The sequence below is a fragment of the Ruegeria sp. CG4 genome (assembly GCF_056537185.1).
Window position 1 is genome coordinate 61,232 of sequence record NZ_JBQFRB010000007.1, and the last position, 18,408, is coordinate 79,639.

17 protein-coding genes are annotated in these 18,408 nt (G+C 56.7%); 13 read left to right on the top strand and 4 right to left on the bottom strand.

What is annotated here, in order from left to right; translation table 11 throughout:
• The first annotated feature begins 4 nt into the window (after nucleotides 1–4).
• The 8 genes from ACR0J2_RS17025 (at nucleotide 5) to ACR0J2_RS17060 (ending at nucleotide 9,046) form a co-directional block, all read left to right on the top strand.
• A complete protein-coding gene (locus ACR0J2_RS17025) occupies nucleotides 5–1,015 on the top strand; it encodes a zinc-binding alcohol dehydrogenase family protein (RefSeq protein WP_480813334.1) in 1,011 nt (336 codons plus the stop codon).
• 19 nt (nucleotides 1,016–1,034) lie between these two features.
• On the top strand, nucleotides 1,035–2,648 hold the full coding sequence (locus ACR0J2_RS17030) for a GMC family oxidoreductase (protein WP_480813335.1): 1,614 nt from the start codon (nucleotides 1,035–1,037) through the stop codon (nucleotides 2,646–2,648).
• Between the two features lie 3 nt (nucleotides 2,649–2,651).
• Nucleotides 2,652–2,936: a putative quinol monooxygenase gene (locus ACR0J2_RS17035; RefSeq protein ID WP_480813336.1), complete on the top strand. Its 285-nt coding sequence runs from the start codon at nucleotides 2,652–2,654 to the stop codon at nucleotides 2,934–2,936.
• 357 nt (nucleotides 2,937–3,293) lie between these two features.
• On the top strand, nucleotides 3,294–4,310 hold the full coding sequence (locus ACR0J2_RS17040; protein WP_321250073.1) for a sugar ABC transporter substrate-binding protein: 1,017 nt from the start codon (nucleotides 3,294–3,296) through the stop codon (nucleotides 4,308–4,310).
• A gap of 209 nt (nucleotides 4,311–4,519) precedes the next feature.
• Entirely contained in the window at nucleotides 4,520–6,034 is a 1,515-nt protein-coding gene (locus ACR0J2_RS17045) for a sugar ABC transporter ATP-binding protein (RefSeq protein ID WP_480813337.1), read from the top strand.
• Complete coding sequence (locus ACR0J2_RS17050; RefSeq protein WP_480813338.1) at nucleotides 6,031–7,059, top strand: ABC transporter permease; 1,029 nt, start codon at nucleotides 6,031–6,033, stop codon at nucleotides 7,057–7,059. Before ACR0J2_RS17045 ends, ACR0J2_RS17050 begins: the two co-directional genes overlap by 4 nt.
• Nucleotides 7,059–8,081, top strand: coding sequence for an ABC transporter permease (locus ACR0J2_RS17055; RefSeq protein WP_480813339.1), 1,023 nt, complete (start codon nucleotides 7,059–7,061; stop codon nucleotides 8,079–8,081). Before ACR0J2_RS17050 ends, ACR0J2_RS17055 begins: the two co-directional genes overlap by 1 nt.
• Nucleotides 8,078–9,046, top strand: a complete 969-nt coding sequence (locus tag ACR0J2_RS17060) for a sugar-binding transcriptional regulator (RefSeq protein WP_480813340.1) — start codon at nucleotides 8,078–8,080, stop codon at nucleotides 9,044–9,046. Before ACR0J2_RS17055 ends, ACR0J2_RS17060 begins: the two co-directional genes overlap by 4 nt.
• Here the strand turns inward: ACR0J2_RS17060 and ACR0J2_RS17065 are convergent.
• From ACR0J2_RS17065 to ACR0J2_RS17080, 4 genes are all read right to left on the bottom strand, one after another.
• Nucleotides 9,032–9,235, bottom strand: a complete 204-nt coding sequence (locus tag ACR0J2_RS17065) for a hypothetical protein (RefSeq protein WP_480813341.1) — start codon at nucleotides 9,233–9,235, stop codon at nucleotides 9,032–9,034. The genes ACR0J2_RS17060 and ACR0J2_RS17065 overlap by 15 nt on opposite strands.
• Before the next feature lie 154 nt (nucleotides 9,236–9,389).
• On the bottom strand, nucleotides 9,390–9,908 hold the full coding sequence (locus tag ACR0J2_RS17070; protein WP_480813342.1) for a GNAT family N-acetyltransferase: 519 nt from the start codon (nucleotides 9,906–9,908) through the stop codon (nucleotides 9,390–9,392).
• A gap of 79 nt (nucleotides 9,909–9,987) precedes the next feature.
• Entirely contained in the window at nucleotides 9,988–10,572 is a 585-nt protein-coding gene (locus tag ACR0J2_RS17075; RefSeq protein WP_170681959.1) for a VOC family protein, read from the bottom strand.
• Nucleotides 10,573–11,135: 563 nt separating this feature from the next.
• On the bottom strand, nucleotides 11,136–11,336 hold the full coding sequence (locus tag ACR0J2_RS17080) for a hypothetical protein (RefSeq protein WP_480813343.1): 201 nt from the start codon (nucleotides 11,334–11,336) through the stop codon (nucleotides 11,136–11,138).
• Between the two features lie 92 nt (nucleotides 11,337–11,428).
• Here ACR0J2_RS17080 and ACR0J2_RS17085 point away from each other — a divergent pair, with 92 nt between their 5' ends.
• From ACR0J2_RS17085 to ACR0J2_RS17105, 5 genes are all read left to right on the top strand, one after another.
• The gene (locus ACR0J2_RS17085; RefSeq protein ID WP_480813344.1) at nucleotides 11,429–12,262 is read left to right on the top strand and encodes an arsenate reductase/protein-tyrosine-phosphatase family protein; all 834 of its coding nucleotides are present in this window, start codon (nucleotides 11,429–11,431) and stop codon (nucleotides 12,260–12,262) included.
• Nucleotides 12,259–13,257 carry an ArsJ-associated glyceraldehyde-3-phosphate dehydrogenase gene (locus ACR0J2_RS17090; RefSeq protein ID WP_480813345.1) on the top strand — a complete coding sequence of 333 codons (999 nt, stop codon included), beginning with the start codon at nucleotides 12,259–12,261 and terminating at the stop codon, nucleotides 13,255–13,257. The genes ACR0J2_RS17085 and ACR0J2_RS17090 overlap by 4 nt, the downstream gene beginning before the upstream one ends.
• The gene (gene arsJ, locus ACR0J2_RS17095; protein WP_480813346.1) at nucleotides 13,254–14,519 is read left to right on the top strand and encodes an organoarsenical effux MFS transporter ArsJ; all 1,266 of its coding nucleotides are present in this window, start codon (nucleotides 13,254–13,256) and stop codon (nucleotides 14,517–14,519) included. Before ACR0J2_RS17090 ends, arsJ begins: the two co-directional genes overlap by 4 nt.
• Nucleotides 14,516–15,538: an ACR3 family arsenite efflux transporter gene (arsB, locus tag ACR0J2_RS17100; protein ID WP_170807192.1), complete on the top strand. Its 1,023-nt coding sequence runs from the start codon at nucleotides 14,516–14,518 to the stop codon at nucleotides 15,536–15,538. The genes arsJ and arsB overlap by 4 nt, the downstream gene beginning before the upstream one ends.
• Nucleotides 15,539–15,840: 302 nt before the next feature.
• Nucleotides 15,841–18,402 (top strand): M10 family metallopeptidase C-terminal domain-containing protein, encoded by a 2,562-nt coding sequence (locus ACR0J2_RS17105; protein WP_480813347.1) that lies wholly within the window; start codon nucleotides 15,841–15,843, stop codon nucleotides 18,400–18,402.
• Nucleotides 18,403–18,408 lie beyond the last annotated feature (6 nt).

Sequence of the window (18,408 nt, forward strand, 5' to 3'; positions counted from 1 at the left end):
AAAAATGAAAGCTGTAGGGTTTCTGAAGTCACTGCCGATTGAAGCACAGGACAGCCTGTTGGATGTCGACCTGCCGGGGCCGGTCGTGCTGCCAAACGATCTTCTGGTGGAAATCAAAGCGATCTCGGTAAACCCCGCAGATGCGAAACGGCGCATCCGGACAGCAGCCGATCAGGATCATGCGGAGCCGTTCATTCTTGGATACGACGCGGTTGGGATTGTCCGCGAAATGGGCGCAGAGGTCACTGGTTTTTCCAAAGGCGACCGGGTCTGGTACGCGGGTGATGCCAATCGTCCGGGATCATATGCAGAGTTGCAGGCGGTTGATCATCGGATTGCGTCCGTGGCACCGTCCTCGGTCCGCCCCGAAGCAGCAGCTTCGCTTCCCCTGGTGTCGCTGACCGCGTGGGAAATGCTGTTTGACCGTCTTCAAGTGCCCGCCAATGAGACGCCCGCCAGTCTGCTGGTCATAGGCGGGGCCGGAGGGGTCGGATCGATCACTTTGCAACTGGCGCGCAAGTTGACTGGCCTGCACCTTATCGCAACCGCCTCGCGCCCGGAAACCACCGAGTGGTGCAAGGAAATGGGTGCGCATCAGGTGGTGAACCACCGCGATCTTGTCGCCGATTTCCGGGCCGCCGGGCATGACACTGTCGACTATATCACCCAATACGCCGATACCGCGCAGCATTGGGACGCGATGTGCGAACTGATCGCGCCACAGGGACGGATCGGGACCATCGTCGAGACGGATGAAAAGCTGGACATCTCAGCCCTGCAAGGCAAATCCGCCGCGTTGATGTGGGAGCTGATGTTCACGCGATCTCTGTTTGGCACCGCGGATATGGTGCGTCAGGGGCAGATACTGGCGCGGGTTGCCAGACTTGTTGATGACGGGATCATTCGGACAACTGAAACCAAGACGCTGCGGGGCTTGTCGGCGGGCACGCTGAAAGAAGCTCATGGGATCATTGAAACCGGCCGCATGATCGGCAAACTTGTCGTCGCGTATTAATCAGAAAGACCAGAAATTCATGACAGACGCCCGGCAACTTGATGGGGACTACGACTATATCATCGTCGGCGCAGGCACGGCCGGATGTGTTCTGGCGAACCGATTGACCGAAGACCCCAAAACACGAGTTCTGCTGCTCGAGGCAGGCGGGTCAGACAACTATCACTGGGTGCATATTCCGGTTGGCTATCTCTATTGCATCGGCAATCCACGTACCGACTGGATGATGAAAACCGCGCCCGAACCGGGGCTGAACGGGCGTTCTCTGGCCTATCCGCGCGGTAAGGTGCTGGGGGGATGCACGTCGGTCAACGGCATGATCTACATGCGGGGCCAGGCGGCGGACTACGATCACTGGCGGCAGCTGGGAAATACTGGCTGGGGTTGGGATGACGTGCTGCCCTATTTCCTGAAATCCGAGGATCACCATGCCGGGCGGACCGACATGCATGGGCATGGCGGTGAATGGAAGGTCTCGAAACAGCGTTTGGAATGGGACATCCTTAGAGCCGTGCAGGAAGGCGCCAAGGAGTTCGGCATTCTGCCGCGCGCCGATTTCAACGATGGCAATAACGAAGGTACGGGTTTTTTCGAGGTCAATCAGCGTAAAGGTGTGCGTTGGAACACGACCAAGGGCTTTCTGCGCCCGGCGATGAAACGCCCCAACCTGCGTGTTTTAACCCACGCCGAGACCGAGACGCTGTTGTTCGACGGCAAACAGGTAACGGGCGTGCGCTATCAGCACAAAGGCGAGCGATGCGAAGCTTTTGCCCAGGCCGAGGTGTTGCTGGCGGCCGGAGCGGTCAACTCGCCCAAGATTCTGGAATTGTCGGGTGTCGGGCGAGGCGATGTTCTGGCTGATCACGGAATCGCTCTGCACCACGAAAGCCAAGGTGTCGGCGAGAACCTGCAGGACCATTTGCAGATCCGGACGGTGTTCAAAGTCCAGAACGCAAAAACTCTGAACACGATGGCGAATTCCCTGGTTGGAAAGGCGAAGATCGCGCTGCAATACGGTCTGACGCAATCCGGGCCGATGTCGATGGCTCCCAGCCAGTTCGGCATGTTCACCAAATCCAACCCGGACCTGGCCACGCCAGATCTGGAATACCACGTGCAGCCCCTGTCCACGGACAAGCTGGGCGACCCGTTGCACCCGTTCCCGGCGATCACCGTATCGGTCTGCAACCTGCGCCCTGAAAGCACGGGCACCTGCCATATTCAGGCGGCGGATACCAAGGCGCAGCCTGACATTCGCCTGAACTACCTGTCGACCGATAATGACAAACAGGTCGCCGTGAAATCCGTGCGGCAGGCGCGGATGATCATGACGGCGAACGCTCTGAAACCCTATCAGCCGCAGGAAATCCTGCCCGGTCCGGTGATGGAGTCCGAAGACGACTTGGTGAAAGGCGTCGGGGATATCGCCACCACGATTTTCCACCCCGTCGGCACCTGCAAGATGGGGTCGGACGCCTCAGCCGTGGTGGGCGCGGATCTCAGGGTGCATGGGCTGAAGGGATTGCGGGTGGTCGACGCGTCGATCATGCCGAAAATCGTTTCGGGAAACACCGCGTCACCTGTTGTGATGATCGCGGAAAAGGCGGCGGATATGATCCGCAAGGGAGTCTGACAAGTGTCGGAAGTCGTGATCATCGCGCGGATCGTGCCGGAAGACGGCCAGTGGGAATTGTTGCGCGCTGCCATAGATGATCTGGCCGCTGCCAGCCGCGAAGAGGCGGGAAACAAAGGCTATGACGTGTTTGTTCCAGCCAGCCGACCGGCTGAGTTTCTGATCCATGAAATCTGGTCAGATGCCGAGGCGATTGCCAATCACGGGCGCATGCCGCACATGGCCAGGTTCAAAGAAATCGTAAAGGGAAAGGCCCAGATTTCGGTTCAAAAACTGGCCAAAACCTAAGGGCCAAGGGATTCGTTTTTCTGATTTTTTGCTGAGTTTCCGCAATATTATTTTCTCTGTCATAGTTCAGGTGACAGAGGGGCAATTCGCATGTGGAGTGTGCAAGACATGGGTGTAAAAAATATACAATAAAAACAACAATATACGCGAAAAATGTACTGGCCGATCTCACGGAACATCTTAGCCGCAGAACCGCCAAAAACGTTGACTGTGCACCTCAAAATGATAATAATAACAATCACTGCAATATATTTCAGTTTCAATTCCTGAGGAGGGGCATTGGCTGAGATCGCGGCTCCGGAGCGCTCTGTCCCGGATCGACCGCACTCTGGAGAAAACAAAAGGGAAGAGAAGAAAATGCAGCGGAGGAATGTATTCAAGGCCGGCCTGCTGGCAACAACACTAACGCTTGTTGGAGGCGCCGGAGCTTTTGCCGATGATAGCAAGCGGATCGCGTTCTTTGTATCTGACTTGTCGAACGTGTTTCACCAGTCTCAGGCCGCCGAGGCCGAGCGTTACGCAAAAGAAAAGTACGGCGCTGAGGTGGTGGTGTTTGATGGCCGGGCGGATTCAGCCGTCATGACTCAGAACGTTGACCAAATTGCAGCAGGTGGATTCGATGCTGCCACACTGCACATCTGGGATGCCGAGGCCGCCACACCCGGTGTCGAGGATGCTTTGGCAGATGATATCGTCATGACCTCGTTCTTCAGCCCGATCACGGATACCGGCATTCCGACCGCGCGCAGCGATGAAGCCGCAGTGTCGTTCGAGATGGGCGCGCAAATGGCCAAGGCCTGGAAAGAGGCACATCCCGATAAACCTATCGTCATGGTGCAACTGGGTTGGCCAAACCATACCGAAGTCAACTCGGGCCGGACCGCGCCATTTGCCGAAGGTGTCCTGTCGGTTGATCCCGACGCCGAAAATCTGGGCGCGCTGGATTCCAGCAAGGGCCAGGAAGCAGCCAAGCAGATCATCGTCGACCTGCTGACACAGCGCCCCGAAGTGAACCTGATCTATTCCGAAGCATCGAACCTTACCGTGGGAACGATGGCCGGGCTCGCGCAGTTGGGGCGCGGCAAGTTCGACAATGGCAAGCCGTTGACCGAGATTGTGGCCAGTGTCGACTTTGACTCGGTCGAGTTCGAACAGGTTTATGATCCTGCTTCCAGCCTAAAAGTTTCGATGGGTCTGCCGCCTGTGGAAACCGCGCAGGGCCGGATTGACCTGATCATGGATGTGCTGGACGGTAAGATCGAACGGACCTCGGACACGGCGGAAGAGTTTTTCTACAAGGCCTACACTGTTTCCTACTGGTCCATGCCGAAGGAAGAGGCCGAGCAGTGGCTGAAGGACCAGTTCGGTGGCTGATGGACGTTGACTGAATCAGGCTTTGGCAAACAGGTCCGTTGGTCGACAACGGGCCTGATCTGCCCAGCCGGTTCTTTCAATGCTGCCTGCTCCAACACCTCGAACCCGCTCGGGGTCCCGGCGCTGGTGGCAACGCATCCAAACTCGGATAAGCTTGATCCAGGGACGCGGCCCTATGCGCCGGTCGGTGGCTTGCGGATTAAAAGGGGATGATCGTGCAGATTGCTTTTGCCGAAAAAGCGCTGTCCGTCAGGGATTTGACCAAGGACTACCCCGGCGTGAGGGCCGTGGACACCGTGTCATTCGATATTGATCGCAACACGGTGCATTGCCTGGTCGGAGAGAACGGTGCCGGAAAATCGACGATCGTGAAGATGTTGACCGGGGCACTGGCCCCGACCAGCGGGTCGATGGCCATCCAGGGCCAGGCCTATGAGCCAAACAGCACCCAGGATGCCCGTGAAAGCGGTGTAGGGACGCTGTTTCAGGAATTGCATGTAGTTGATCAACTGACCGTCGAGCAAAACCTGACACTGGGGATGGAAGCCAGTCGCTTTGGTTTTCTGGTCAATTCGGACCTTGAAGACCGCGTGATCAAAACTCTAGCAGCGATTGAGCCGACAATTGACCCCAAAGCGCGTGTGTCCTCGCTGAGCGTCGCGCAGAAACAAATCGTCGAGATCGCCCGTGCCGCGTCCTCGGGTGCGAGCATCATCATCATGGACGAACCGACTGCAGCGCTGTCCGAGCGTGAAGTGGAGCGCCTGTTCGGTGTGATCAGGCGGCTGCGGGACGCGGACGTGACGGTCATCTATATCTCGCACAAGCTGGATGAGATTTTTGAACTGGGTGACAATGTCACCGTTTTGCGCGATGGCAAACACATCGCCACCAAACCACTGACCGAAGTGAACGGCCGCCCTGAACTGATCGAGATGATGGTGGGACGCGCGATCACTCATGATTATGAGCCGCGCGGCGAAATTGCGGATAGTCCGCTGCTGACAGTCAAAGGTCTGAGCAATCACCTGCTGAAAGACGTGTCTTTTCATGTAAATGAGGGAGAGATCGTTGGCTTTTACGGTCTGGTCGGTGCAGGCAAGACCGAGGTCGCCCGGGCGATATATGGGGCTGACAAGGCCGAAGGGCAGATAGATTTCAAGAACCGCAAACGCGCGGCCTCGCCCAAGGAAGCCATCGCGGCAGGGATCGCCCTGGTTCCCGAGGAACGGCGCACGCAGGGCCTGTTCACCGAACTTACGATCCGTCGCAATATTCCGATCATGAACATCCGCAAGCTGGCCCGGTTCGGCATCTTTCAGGATGAGCGCGAAAAAGAAGTCGCTCGCGAGTATGTCGGTAAGTTGGGGATCGCGACGAATTCCATCGAGAAATACGCCGAGAAACTTTCGGGCGGAAACCAGCAAAAGGTTGTTCTGTCCAAATGCCTGTTCGCTGATGCAGATCTGTTGTTGCTGGATGAACCCACGCGCGGCGTCGACGTGGGCGCAAAATCCGAAATCTACGATTTGATCCGCGACCTGGCGAACAACGGCCGCGCGATCTGCATCTTTTCGTCAGAACTGGAAGAGGTGCTGGGCATCTGCGACCGGGTCTTTCTGATGTATGACGGCCGCATCGAGGCCGAGATCAAAAACGGGGCAGACGTCGACATTCCACGCATCCTGAATGTCGTTACCGGTGGGGGCGGTGAAAACTCATGACCGATCAGGCAATTCAGGGCCGAAGGCTGGCTGAGCGGGACAACAGTCTGAGTGACGAGATGTTCATCACCTCTCTGGTAGCGGGGGCCGCCATGGCACTTTTCGCGCTCGCCTCCGTTTTGGTGCCCAACTTCTTCCAGTTTCAGAACGTCGTGAACCTGGTGACGAATAACTGGGCGGTGATTTCGCTGGGCGTTGGGGTCACGTTCTTGCTGGTTTCGGGAAACTTCGACCTGTCGGTGGGCGGTATCGTGGCGCTTTCGGGCGTATTAGCGGTGTGGTTCGCGCAGTCTACGGATGGGGCGAATGCACTTTCTTCAGGCTGGGGGATGCCGACATCGCTGGCGATGGTCTGCGCGCTGATCGGGGCCATGCTGATCGGGGCCATCAACGCGGTCTTCGTGGTTGTGCTGCGGGTGCCGTCGATCATCGTCACGTTGGGCACCATGATGCTGGCGCGCGGAATTGCACAGGTGATCACCCAAGGCTCGCAACGCAACACCAACCTGCCCTCGGATTTCGGAACGCTGGGGAACATGACCATGTTCGGCACCTCGATCAAATTGCCGGTGGTGCTGATGGCGATTCTGATCCTCGTGGCCGTTTTTGTTGAGCGTAAGACGGTGTTCGGACGGCTGACCTATCTGATCGGCGCGAACCCCGTGGCCTCACGTTTGTCTGGCGTCGACAACGCGCGGCATGTGGTGAAGCTCTACCTGTTCAGCGCCTTTGTTGCCGGGGCCGTGGGGATTCTGCTGGCATCCGAGTTCAAATCGGGCTTTTCCAACCGCGGCACACTGATGGAATTCGACGCCCTGGTCATCTCTCTGCTGGGCGGGGTTGCGATTGCCGGCGGGTTCGGGTCGATCATCGGCATGTTCTTTGGGGCGATCGTTCTGGCCACCGTGACCTCGGCCGCGACGGGGTTGGTGCTGTCACCCGACTGGCAGTTCACCCTCAAGGCCATCGCGGTGTTCATCGCGATCATGGCCCAGACATGGGCTTTGGCACGGAGGCACGCGTGATGACCGACCTTACCCAAAGCCCGAGGGTCGGAGATCGTGTGAAACGGTTCCTGAAAGACTACTACATCTATCTGGTCCTCATCCTCGTCGTCGTGTTGCTGAGCACCGCCAACCTGGACAAGTTCCCGCTGTTCGAGCGTGGCAACTTCCTGAGCGAGCGAAATATCATCAACATCCTGCGCATCTCTGCCCCGATCCTGACACTGGCAGGAGCTTTCACACTGCTGATGATCTCGGGTTATATCGACCTGTCCGTGGGCAGCGCCATGAGCCTGAGCGCGGTCGTCTACGCCCTTCTGGCCATCAACGGGATACCCTTCCTGCCCGCCTTTCTTGCGACGGTTCTGGTGGGGGTTCTGTTGGGCGCGATCAACGGGTTTCTGGTAATCCGGCTGAAGATCACACCGGTCATTGCAACGCTGATCACACTGAGCCTCTATAAGGGCATTGCGCTGCTGCTGGTCGAAGATGGCGTCTCGGCCATCAAATCCGGCGGCGGGCTGAAAATGCCGAGTTGGTTCAACGACTACGGGCGCGATGGTGTTCTGTTTGGCCTGCCCTGGGCCTTCTGGGTGGCCGTTCTGGTGACGATTGCAATGATCATTGCGCAGGATCGGATGAAGCTGGGTAAATACGCGGCGGCAACCGGGGGCAACCCAACGGCGGCGAAGCTCTCGGGCATCAATACAGCCCGCACGGTGATCATCCTTTATGTGCTGGTCGGCATCTGCGCTGCGCTGGCCGGGATTGCCCGGTCCAGCTTTATGTCGCTGGGTGATCCGCTGTCAGGCGACGGCATGGAATTAACCGCTATACTTGTGGTTCTGTTGGGTGGTACAGCCTTCAGCGGCGGTGAGGGGCGCGTTTTGAAATCCTTCATCGGCGCGTTGATCATCATGTCCCTGACAGTTGGCATGTTGACACTTGTGCCCGCCTATTTCCAAACTCTGGTCGTGGGCACCGTGTTGTTGCTGGCGGCCGCGTCAAACCATTTGGTGAGCAGAAAGGACAACGAGAGTTGAACGCCAGCGGACCCGATCCCGATACCCTGCGCCTGATTGCCCGCGTCCTGACCTTGCATTTTCAGGAAGGTCAGCTGCAAGCCGAGATTGCGAAGAACCTTAGGCTATCGACCGCCAAGGTGAACCGACTCATCAAGCAAGGCCGCGAGATGGGTATGGTCGAGTTTCGGATCCACAGCCCATTCCAACGGTTATTTGATCTGGAAAACCAACTGAAGCAGCGATGGTCCGGTGTCGAATTTCTGGTCGTCGATACGGTCACCGAAAATGCAGGCACCACACTGGATCTGGTCGGCAAGGCTGCGGCCCAATACTTTCAGGAAATCGTGCAAGAAGACGACGTCATCGCAATCTCGGGCGGCAAGGCGCTGAGCGTCGTGGCCAACCACCTGCGGCCCAAGAGGTCCACATCAAACAGGGTCATTCCAATGACCGGCGGCGTTCAGGGGCAACACTATACGGATGTAAACCATATTGCGACGCGCATTGCGGACGGGCTTGGCGGTGTGGCTACCCTCATACACATCCCCCTGCACGCCGATACCAAAGAAGAGCGTGACATGCTTATGTCGGTCCGAGCGGTACGGGATGTGCTGAATCACGCGCGAAACGCAAATGTCTCGCTTTTGGGATTGGGCGCCGTGACCGGAGAGGATGCAACCTACTACCAAGCTCACCCCCTGTCAGAAGAGGAACGGATTCAGCTGTATGACAGCGGCGTCAGGGCCGAACTGCTGGGACATCTGGTCAATTCCGCAGGTGAGCTATGCAGCAGTGAACTAAATTCCAGACTGGTCAGCCTGCCGCTTTCAGATGCCAAGTTGGTTCCCATCCGTATTGGCGTGGCAAGTGGAAAAGAAAAGGTTGAGCCAATCCTGGCGGCATTGAATGGCGAACACGTCAATACCTTGGTGGTTGATGACATAACCGCTCAGTCAGTATTGGATAGTTCAGCGAAGGAATAATGTTTCTGCTTCGGTCGGAATCAGCTTGTCTATCGTCAAAAGAACTGCCCTTTTTGGCGGTTCGTTTTCGTTCCGGAAGCGCTGAGGTTCCTTCAAGTCATCAACGCCCATTCCGCCGCATTTCTTCTTCCAGCGATTACAGGTTTGCTCCACAATACTGTTTGGCCGGATCGCTTCCAGACGAGACATTCCTTAACCATCAGAACTCAACTGTTGCTGTTGGTGACTGAAAATACGGCTGAGACGGACGCAACCAGCCTCCGTAATTCGAACCTCGCATCACACCGCCGATGCGGTTGATGTCCCCCTGAGCCCGAGCCGACCTTCTTGAGCCGGAAAGCTGCTAGCCTTCGGTAAGAGGACGCTCCATGAAATAGACGTACGGCTGCCATTCGCTAGGAAATCCCTCGGAATGTGGTGCGTCCACGAAGCCGGCAGCTTCATACATTGATCGGGCGTGCGTGAGAAACTTCGCTGAAGAAAAGCGCACACGTTGATATCCGTCTTTGATCAATTGCTCGAACATGTGGCTCAATAGCTGACGACCAATTCCAAAACCACGACCATTGTCGTTCACGAACATGCGGTTAAACTCGGCAACTCCGGGACGCGCCTCGTTGTACATCACGCATCCAACCGGCTGATCATCGAGCAACGCGAGAAGAATGCCGCCATGTGGTCTGGCATGTAGAGAGGGGAGATCGTCCAGTATCGCCTGAAACCGGACCGGGTCCATTGGGTTTCCTTTGGTTGGCCAGTCGGTTGGGTAGTTTTTCCAATGCCAGTCCAACCACTGTTGGCACAAGTCGCGGACTTGTTCGAATTCGGCCTCAGTCGATGCCATTCGTATCAAGACTTCCATTGTTTCAGCCTGCCCACTTCAATCTGTTGGAACACGGTCAATATGATTCAGGCGTTCTCGCAAAGATCCCCTGCATCGATCAGGAGTAGGGGTTTCTGGCCGAGCGGTCTGCGGACAGGCTCTGCTGATCCCTTCGCACCAGAAGCTCAATGGCGTCAGCAAGATGTTCCTTGTCGATATGGTGATCTCCGCGAGCCACCCGGATGCGGTGCGCTTCTATCATAACGTCGGCGTGCCGGCAGCCTTCGGGTGGCTCAAATCGGTACGAGGCCAATTCGATCCGCAGCCCGAGCGGATCACGAAAGTAAATCGAATCCATGAATCCGCGATCGACAGGACCGGTATGCACGACGCCGCGTGCATCAAGCCTGGCCGGGACCTGCCAGAATGTCGCTTGGCTGACGTTCAGGGCAAGGTGGTGCAGTGACCCGGTGTCTTCGGGAACAACGGTTGGGTCAGGCTTGCGGTCCTCATTTGTGAAGACGGTAATCAATCGACCGTCACCGGGATCGAAGTAAAGATGCCCCTCATTCGGATTGTCGAGGTTCGGTTGATCGAAGACAAACGGCATACCCAACACACCTTCCCAAAAGTCGATCGAGGTTTGCCGATCCGCTCCGACAAGCGTGATATGGTGAACTCCCTGGGTTTGGATTTTTCGCAGTTCGTCGCTCTTTTCCATTTCCGTTACCACCCTGTTTGTCTCTTGGTAGCACAGATCGGCAAAACGCGCGAACGAACCGTTGGCTTCGACTGCTTTGCGGACCATCTCACTTGGCGGATTGCCCTAGAAACAACTCAGCAATGTCCTCCGCAAGGTCAAGTCCGAGCCTAATTGCAGAGTTATGACTCGTTGACTTTCAACGCCGTTAGATGATGGTTGCCGCGAGGGCGATGGTGGAAATGTAGACTTTCGGTTGACTGCCGGATCGGGTCGCGACGCGTCGCGTGTTATTGAGCCAGCCGAACATGGTCCGGAAACTGTTGCGCCGAGTACATCGATGCTTGTCAAGTTTCACGGCTTACTTGCCTTACTTTGGTCCAAGGATGAACCTCCGTATCCCTTGGCCTTTCAAACCTTCTTGGAACCGGCCGATTTAATGGCCTTATTTATCAAGTGGTCAGTCGATGTTGGGCGCGCTGTTCGGGAATGCCTTCGCGCAGACTTGTCCAGCGGACATGAACTGGTCGAGTGGGTGTTGCTTGCTTCTGTAAAAGGTACGTTGATCATTGCGGTTTCCACTTCGCCGGTGAATCGCGCTGTTTTGCCTTGGCACCATCGAAGGTCTTTCCACTCCAGACCCGCCTTTCACTGAAGTGAGGCATTCCATGAGATGTGGGGAAGCAATCCTTAAAATCCACGATCTTGGCACCCGCCAGACGGAATAGATCAGACATCTCCAATGCTCGTTTTGAACCGTGGATCATGAGGTCAAACCGGAATCAACGGGTTCCGATTTTAATGCCCACCTTTGTCATACAGATTGACACGTTACTATTAATTCAATATTTCATGAAATATGATAGAAAGAATCACAGAACAGTTGTCAATCCTGGGACACCCGCAGCGGATAACCGTTTTCCGCATGTTGATGCGGCGGTTTCCCGATACTGTGCCCGCAGGAGAGTTGGCAACCGAACTGGGCATCAAGCCCAGCACGATGTCCAACTACCTCAACGCTCTGCAGCGGTCGGGCCTGGTGTCGCAGACGCGGTCCGGAACCTCTTTGCTCTATTCGGTTGAAATGACGAACGTGCAGCGCATGCTCGACTTTTTGATCGTCGATTGCTGCCGTGGCCGGCCGGATATCTGCATGCCCTTCACAAAAGGAGATGGTGCCAAGACCGAGCGCAAGTACAACGTATTGTTTCTGTGTGTCGGCAATTCCGCCCGCTCGATATTTGCGGAGTCGTTGCTGCGGTCCCTTGGACCGGATCGTTTCAATGTCTATTCCGCAGGAACCCAGCCCACCTCTGAACTGAACCCGTTTGCCGTTCAGGTTCTGAAGGACAAGGGACATGACGTTTCGGTCCTGCGTTCCAAACATATGTCCGAGTTTTTCGAGGCCGACGCCCCGGAAATGGATTTTGTCTTTACCGTCTGCAATCAGGCAGCCAACGAGGAATGCCCGGCCTGGGAGGGCCAGCCGATCAGCGGCCATTGGGGCATGGTCGACCCTGTCAAGGCGCAGGGTACCGACGCGGAAAAAGCGCTGGCCTTTCAGAACGCTTACGGCGCGCTCAAACGGCGCATCGAAACCTTTATATCGTTGCCGGTCGAAAGCCTCGACCGGATCGCATTGCAATCTGCTGTCGATGACATCGGCAGGAATGTCGCCGGGGACATGAAATGACGACATATGCTGTGAACGGCCTGGGCCGGATGGGAAAACTGGCGCTGAAGCCTTTGCTGGACAAGGGCGCCAGGATCGCCTGGATCAATGACGCAGTTGGCGACCCGGCGATGCATGCGCATCTGCTGGAGTTCGACACTGTGCACGGGCGCTGGGACGCAACATTTGCGCATGATGCGGACAGCGTCACGGTCAACGGGACGCGCCTGCCCTTCATCGGAACCAAAGACCTGAACGCCTTGCCACTGGACGGTGTCGATGTGGTGATCGACTGCACCGGCGTATTCAAAACCGAAGCCAAGCTGGCTCCGTATTTTGAGGCGGGCGTGAAGAAGGTCGTTGTTTCGGCCCCGGTCAAGGACGGCCCCACCGCCAATATCGTCATGGGCGTGAACGAAGACACCTATGACCCCGCCACGCATCACATCGTGACGGCGGCCTCCTGCACCACCAATTGTCTGGCGCCAGTTGTGAAGGTCATTCACGAAAACCTCGGCATCCGCCACGGTTCAATGACGACAATCCATGACGTGACCAACACACAGACCATTGTAGACCGCCCCGCCAAAGACCTGCGCCGCGCCCGGTCCGCGCTGAACTCGCTGATTCCAACCACCACCGGATCGGCCACGGCGATCACGCTGATCTATCCGGAACTGAAAGGGCGGTTGAATGGCCATGCAGTGCGGGTGCCGCTGCTGAACGCCTCGCTGACCGATTGCGTGTTCGAAGTGGAACGTGAAACCACCGCCGAGGAGGTCAACGCCTTCTTCAAATCTGCAGCCGAAGGTCAGCTGAAAGGTATTCTGGGTTATGAAACCCGGCCGCTGGTTTCGACCGACTACACCAATGACGAACGGTCTTCGATCATCGATGCGCCGTCGACCATGGTGGTGAACGGGACGCAGGTGAAGGTCTACGCGTGGTACGACAATGAAATGGGTTACGCACACCGTCTGGTGGACGTCGCAATGATGGTTGGAAACGCGCTGTGACCCAGCGGCCCGAAGGACTGTCGGCCTATATCGCGGTCACGGCGGCCTATTGGGCCTTTATGCTGACCGACGGAGCCTTGCGTATGCTGGTGTTGCTGCACTTTCATACCATGGGGTTCTCGCCGGTGCAGTTGGCATATCTGTTCGTCCTGTATGAAGTCGCCGGGATGGGCACGAACCTGGCGGCCGGCTGGATCGCGGCGCGGTTCGGGTTGGCATCAACGCTTTACGCGGGGCTTTGCTTGCAGGTCGCGGCGCTGCTTGCCCTGACGCAATTAGATCCTAACTGGGACATTCCGGCCAAAGTAGCCTTTGTGATGATCGTTCAGGGGGCGAGCGGGATCGCCAAGGATCTGGCCAAAATGTCTTCAAAATCCGCAGTGAAGCTGCTGGCCCCGGCCGAAGGCGACGGGCTGTTTCGTTGGGTCGCCATCCTCACCGGATCGAAGAATGCGGTGAAGGGGTTGGGTTTTCTGCTGGGGGCCGGGTTGCTGGCGACGCTAGGCTTTATGTGGGCCACGCTGGCCATGGCCATTGTGCTTGCAATCATTCTGATCGCAGTCTTCGTTCTGATGCCGCCCGGCCTGCCCAAAGGACGCAAAGGCGCAAAATTCTCCGAGGTCTTCTCGAAGTCCGCCAATGTGAACTGGCTGTCCTTGGCACGCGTCTTTCTTTTCGGCGCGCGGGACGTCTGGTTTGTGGTCGGTATCCCGATCTATTTCTATGCCGTTTTGTCGGACGGAACTGACGAAGGCAACCGCGCCGCGTTCTTCATGATCGGAACCTTCATGGCTGTGTGGGTGATCCTGTACGGGGCGGTACAGGCCAGTGCGCCGAAAATCCTGCACGCGGCAGAGCGCAGCGAGGGCGACCTGATCCAGGCCGCACGCAATTGGGCCGCGACCCTGTTCTGTGTTCCTGCGGCTCTAACGCTGGCGGTTCTGCTGTCTTCGGGTCCCGAGACATGGCTGACCGCGACGCTGGTTCTGGGCTTGCTGGCGTTCGGCGCGATCTTCGCCGTCAATTCCGCATTGCACTCCTACCTCATCCTGGCCTTCACCCATTCGGAGCGGGTCACGATGGATGTGGGGTTTTATTACATGGCCAACGCGACGGGCCGCCTGATCGGCACCGTCCTGTCCGGCCTCACCTATCAGGTCGGGGGCCTGCCGCTGGTTCTGGGAACGGCGGCGGTGATGGTCGCCGCTGCTGCTCTGACATCCGGCAAACTCATCGACCAGACGTCCGAGGCCCTCTCATGACTGTTTTTGAACGCTTCCTGTCCGTCTGGGTTGCTATAGCCATGGTCGCAGGTGTTTTGATCGGGCTTGCCGCGCCTGGACTGGTCGGGCTGATTGCCTCGGCCGAGGTGGCCAGTGTCAACCTTGTGGTGGCTGTACTGATCTGGGCGATGGTTTATCCGATGATGGTCGGCGTCGATTTCGGCGCGGTGGCGGGCGTGGCACGCCAGCCCCGCGGACTGATCGTTACCCTGACGGTCAACTGGCTGATTAAACCCTTTACCATGGCGCTGCTGGCGGTCCTGTTCTTCGATTACGTTTTTGCCCCGTGGATCGAACCCGAGGATGCTGCCCAATACACAGCGGGCCTTATCCTGCTTGGCGCTGCGCCCTGCACGGCGATGGTGTTCGTCTGGTCTCAACTGACCCGGGGCGATGCGACCTATACGCTGGTTCAGGTGTCAGTGAATGACCTCATCATGGTCGTGGCTTTCGCGCCAATTGTTGCCTTTCTGCTGGGCGTAACGGACATCTCGGTGCCGTGGCAAACCCTGGTTCTGGCAACCGTGCTGTACGTGGTCCTGCCCCTGATTGCCGGGCTGATCACCCGTCGCAAATTGGGCTCGCAAGCGGCGATTGACGCCTTTTCAGCGCGTGTCAAGCCGTGGTCGGTCATGGGCCTGATCGCAACCGTCGTCATCCTTTTCGGCCTGCAAGGAGAGACAATCCTCTCGAAACCGCTTGTCATCTTGCTGATCGCTGTTCCAATCCTGATTCAGAGCTATGGTATCTTCGCGCTTGCCTATGGCGCGGCCTATGCGCTGAAAGTTCCGCATCGCATCGCCGCACCCTGCGCCATGATCGGAACCTCGAATTTTTTCGAACTGGCGGTTGCCGTCGCCATCAGCCTGTTCGGCCTCAATTCCGGTGCCGCTCTGGCGACTGTGGTCGGGGTTCTGGTCGAAGTTCCGGTGATGCTGTCACTGGTTGCTTTTGCCAACAGGACGCGCGTTTCGGTTCAACAGCGCGCAGAAAGCTGAAGTCGCAGTATTGAACAGGTGCACAAAAAAAGCGCCGGATGACAAATAATATAAGCAGGCCAGTCTTCGGACACAACGCGGTTGACCAAGTCGATGAAAGACAAGGTAATTCCTGAAAACTAGGTAGTTCCAGGGCTCTCGGATACCGGGTTCAGAACGTGCGATTCAATCCCACATCGTTTGGAGGTTCTGGACTTAACGATTTGTTCAGATATTTTTGAATCCGCAATCTTCAGTTGCCATGAAAATGACAATTTGAAACTGAATTCAGCTTTGAAACGAATTTTCTTTGAGGTCCTCAGATGCTTACGTTCCCGCCGCAACCCCCGTCATCCTCTCCCCTCAGCGCAATTCAAGGTGACAGAGCTTACGGTGATGGCAACCCGGCGACCGTCACGACGATTACTTATCATTTTGGAGATTTCTACGATAAATTCGGCACTTCGTTTTGGACAGACGCATATAAGAACGAGTTCAAGCAGGCCCTTGCGGTCATAGAATCGGTCGCAAATATCCGATTCGTTGAAACAGCCAACGTCTTTGCCGCTGATCTTGTCGAGTATATCGCCCCGAGCAGTTTCTTTACTGGCCAGGGGTTTTCCCCCTATACGCTGGGATATCATTACTTCCCCAACTACGGCCCGTCTGAAGGTGCCTTCAACACCAACTGGTGGGCGGCCGGGCCGGGGGGCAACGGAACACCCGGGGCGTATTTTTTCACGACGATCCTGCATGAAATCGGTCATGCGCTTGGTCTTGGGCATCCGCATGACACGGGGTTGTCCACAACTGTCATGAGCGGGGTGACGTCGCCCTTCAATGACTACGGTGCAAACAATCTGAATCAGGGCGTTTACACCGTCATGTCCTACAATGACGGCTGGACGCAAGTGAACGGCAATCTGTCCCCATACGCGCAGTTTGGCGGATCGACCGGGTTGGGCGCGTTGGATATTGCGGCCCTGCAAGCCCTTTATGGTGCGAATACAACGCACAATTCGGGTAACACCGTTTATACTCTGCCATCAGCCAACGTCAGCGGGACAGGCTATCAGTCGATCTGGGACACAGGTGGCATCGATACGATCCAGCATCTCGGTAGCACAGGCGCGCTGATCGATCTGCGTGCAGCTACGATAGACTACTCAGCGACCGGTGGCGGGATTGTCTCCAACGTCGGTGGCGTTATGGGCGGTTTCACAATTGCTCAGGGCACCGTGATCGAAAACGCCACGGGCGGATGGGGCAACGATACGCTTATCGGGAACAGTGCGAACAATGTTCTGATTGGTACAGGCGGCAACAACACGATTATCGGCGGCGGCGGTAACGATGCTATTTTTGTCACCCCCGGAACCGGAACAGACACCGTCCAGGGCGGCGATGGAAATGATATGGCCATCGTCACCAGCAACAACGGCACGTTCTCAGGAGGGGCGGGTACCGATACCGTTCGATTTGTCAGCGCAACAAGCGGTTATCTGCTAATTCAGAACGGCAGCACCTACCAATTCAAAAGCGTCGCGAACGGAGCAACATTCTCTGTTTCGTCGGACGTGGAACAGTTTCAATTTTCGGATGGCGCGCAATCGTTTGATAGCGCCGGGGTTGTAGCGGCCATGGGTGTCGTGAACGTTGAAACGGTCGGCACGGTGCTTCAGCATGCAAATCAAGGGATATACGTGTTGGACGGTGGATCGTCGAATGTCGCGCTGACTTACAACGGACAAGCGGTCGGCCAGAACACGCTGGGCGGCTGGCAGGCCATTCACGCCGAGGCCAGCGGTGGTGGCTATCGCGTACTTTGGCAGAACACAGACGGCAGTTACGCCGAATGGATCACCAACGGACAGGGGCATTTTCTCAATGGGTCGATAGTCAGCAACATCTACAGTCTTGAGATCGTATATGGGGCCGATATCAACGGTGATGGCACCACAGGACACGTGGCGATACCTATTGAGAGTAACGGGTCGACAACACTGTCCCTCTGGACCCAGGGCTCTTACCTTATCAATGGAAGTATCCCGGTATCCCTGAACGGCACGACAATTGCACCTGGTAGTCTGGCTGGCTGGGATGCCGTTCAGGTCGAAGCGTCAACTGGCGGGTATCGTTTGCTGTGGAAGAATAGCGACGGCAGTTACGCCGAATGGACATTGGACAGTGCGGGCCAGTTCACCGGCGGTGCCGCGGTAGGCAACGTCGTTGACCTTGAGACCTTCTATGGGGCTGACATTAACGGTGATGGCACCACAGGGCACACGATAAACTCCATCGAAACAGCCGGTTCGACGGATTTGGGGGCTTCGACACACGGTATGTACATGATCAACGGAACCATTGCGGTGTCGTTGAACGGCGCGAATATCGGCCCCGGCAGCTTGAGCGGATGGAACGCCATTCATGTCGAAGCCTCTGGTGGCGGTTACAGGCTTTTGTGGAAAAACACCGATGGCAGCTATGCAGAATGGTATCTGGATGGTTCAGGTCAATATGCGGGCGGTGCCCTGGTTCCTGATGTTGTCGCCGTCGAACTCTTTTATCAGTGGGATATCGATGGCAGCGGAACGGTCGGATTTGCCCAACCGAAACTGGCCCACCCCGATGCTCTGGAGCCTGTTGCAAACCAATTTGTCGCCGATCTGCTTCTGGCCGTCGATGAGGAAGATACGGACAATCTGATCTTCGTCGCGGAACTGGAAGACGCCGAAGAAACGGAGCCCTTCTTCGAGACAGATGGCGAACTTGCCGCACGAAACATTTCGGAAACTCAGCCAGAGCACGGTGATAGCCTCGAACACCATTCGGAGGATGAGCTGGAAGTCTTTGACCCTCTGGAAGAAGATGCATTCCTGATCTGATCAGAG

Excerpts from the sequence above, each read along its gene's own strand:
- ACR0J2_RS17025 (WP_480813334.1), top strand. The coding sequence starts at position 5 with ATGAAAGCTGTAGGGTTTCTGAAGTCACTGCCGATTGAAGCACAGGAC.
- ACR0J2_RS17030 (WP_480813335.1), top strand. The coding sequence starts at position 1,035 with ATGACAGACGCCCGGCAACTTGATGGGGACTACGACTATATCATCGTC.
- ACR0J2_RS17040 (WP_321250073.1), top strand. The coding sequence starts at position 3,294 with ATGCAGCGGAGGAATGTATTCAAGGCCGGCCTGCTGGCAACAACACTA.
- ACR0J2_RS17045 (WP_480813337.1), top strand. The coding sequence starts at position 4,520 with ATGATCGTGCAGATTGCTTTTGCCGAAAAAGCGCTGTCCGTCAGGGAT.
- ACR0J2_RS17050 (WP_480813338.1), top strand. The coding sequence starts at position 6,031 with ATGACCGATCAGGCAATTCAGGGCCGAAGGCTGGCTGAGCGGGACAAC.
- ACR0J2_RS17055 (WP_480813339.1), top strand. The coding sequence starts at position 7,059 with ATGACCGACCTTACCCAAAGCCCGAGGGTCGGAGATCGTGTGAAACGG.
- ACR0J2_RS17065 (WP_480813341.1), bottom strand. The coding sequence starts at position 9,235 with ATGTCTCGTCTGGAAGCGATCCGGCCAAACAGTATTGTGGAGCAAACC.
- ACR0J2_RS17070 (WP_480813342.1), bottom strand. The coding sequence starts at position 9,908 with ATGGAAGTCTTGATACGAATGGCATCGACTGAGGCCGAATTCGAACAA.
- ACR0J2_RS17080 (WP_480813343.1), bottom strand. The coding sequence starts at position 11,336 with ATGATCCACGGTTCAAAACGAGCATTGGAGATGTCTGATCTATTCCGT.
- ACR0J2_RS17085 (WP_480813344.1), top strand. The coding sequence starts at position 11,429 with ATGATAGAAAGAATCACAGAACAGTTGTCAATCCTGGGACACCCGCAG.
- ACR0J2_RS17090 (WP_480813345.1), top strand. The coding sequence starts at position 12,259 with ATGACGACATATGCTGTGAACGGCCTGGGCCGGATGGGAAAACTGGCG.
- arsB (WP_170807192.1), top strand. The coding sequence starts at position 14,516 with ATGACTGTTTTTGAACGCTTCCTGTCCGTCTGGGTTGCTATAGCCATG.
- ACR0J2_RS17105 (WP_480813347.1), top strand. The coding sequence starts at position 15,841 with ATGCTTACGTTCCCGCCGCAACCCCCGTCATCCTCTCCCCTCAGCGCA.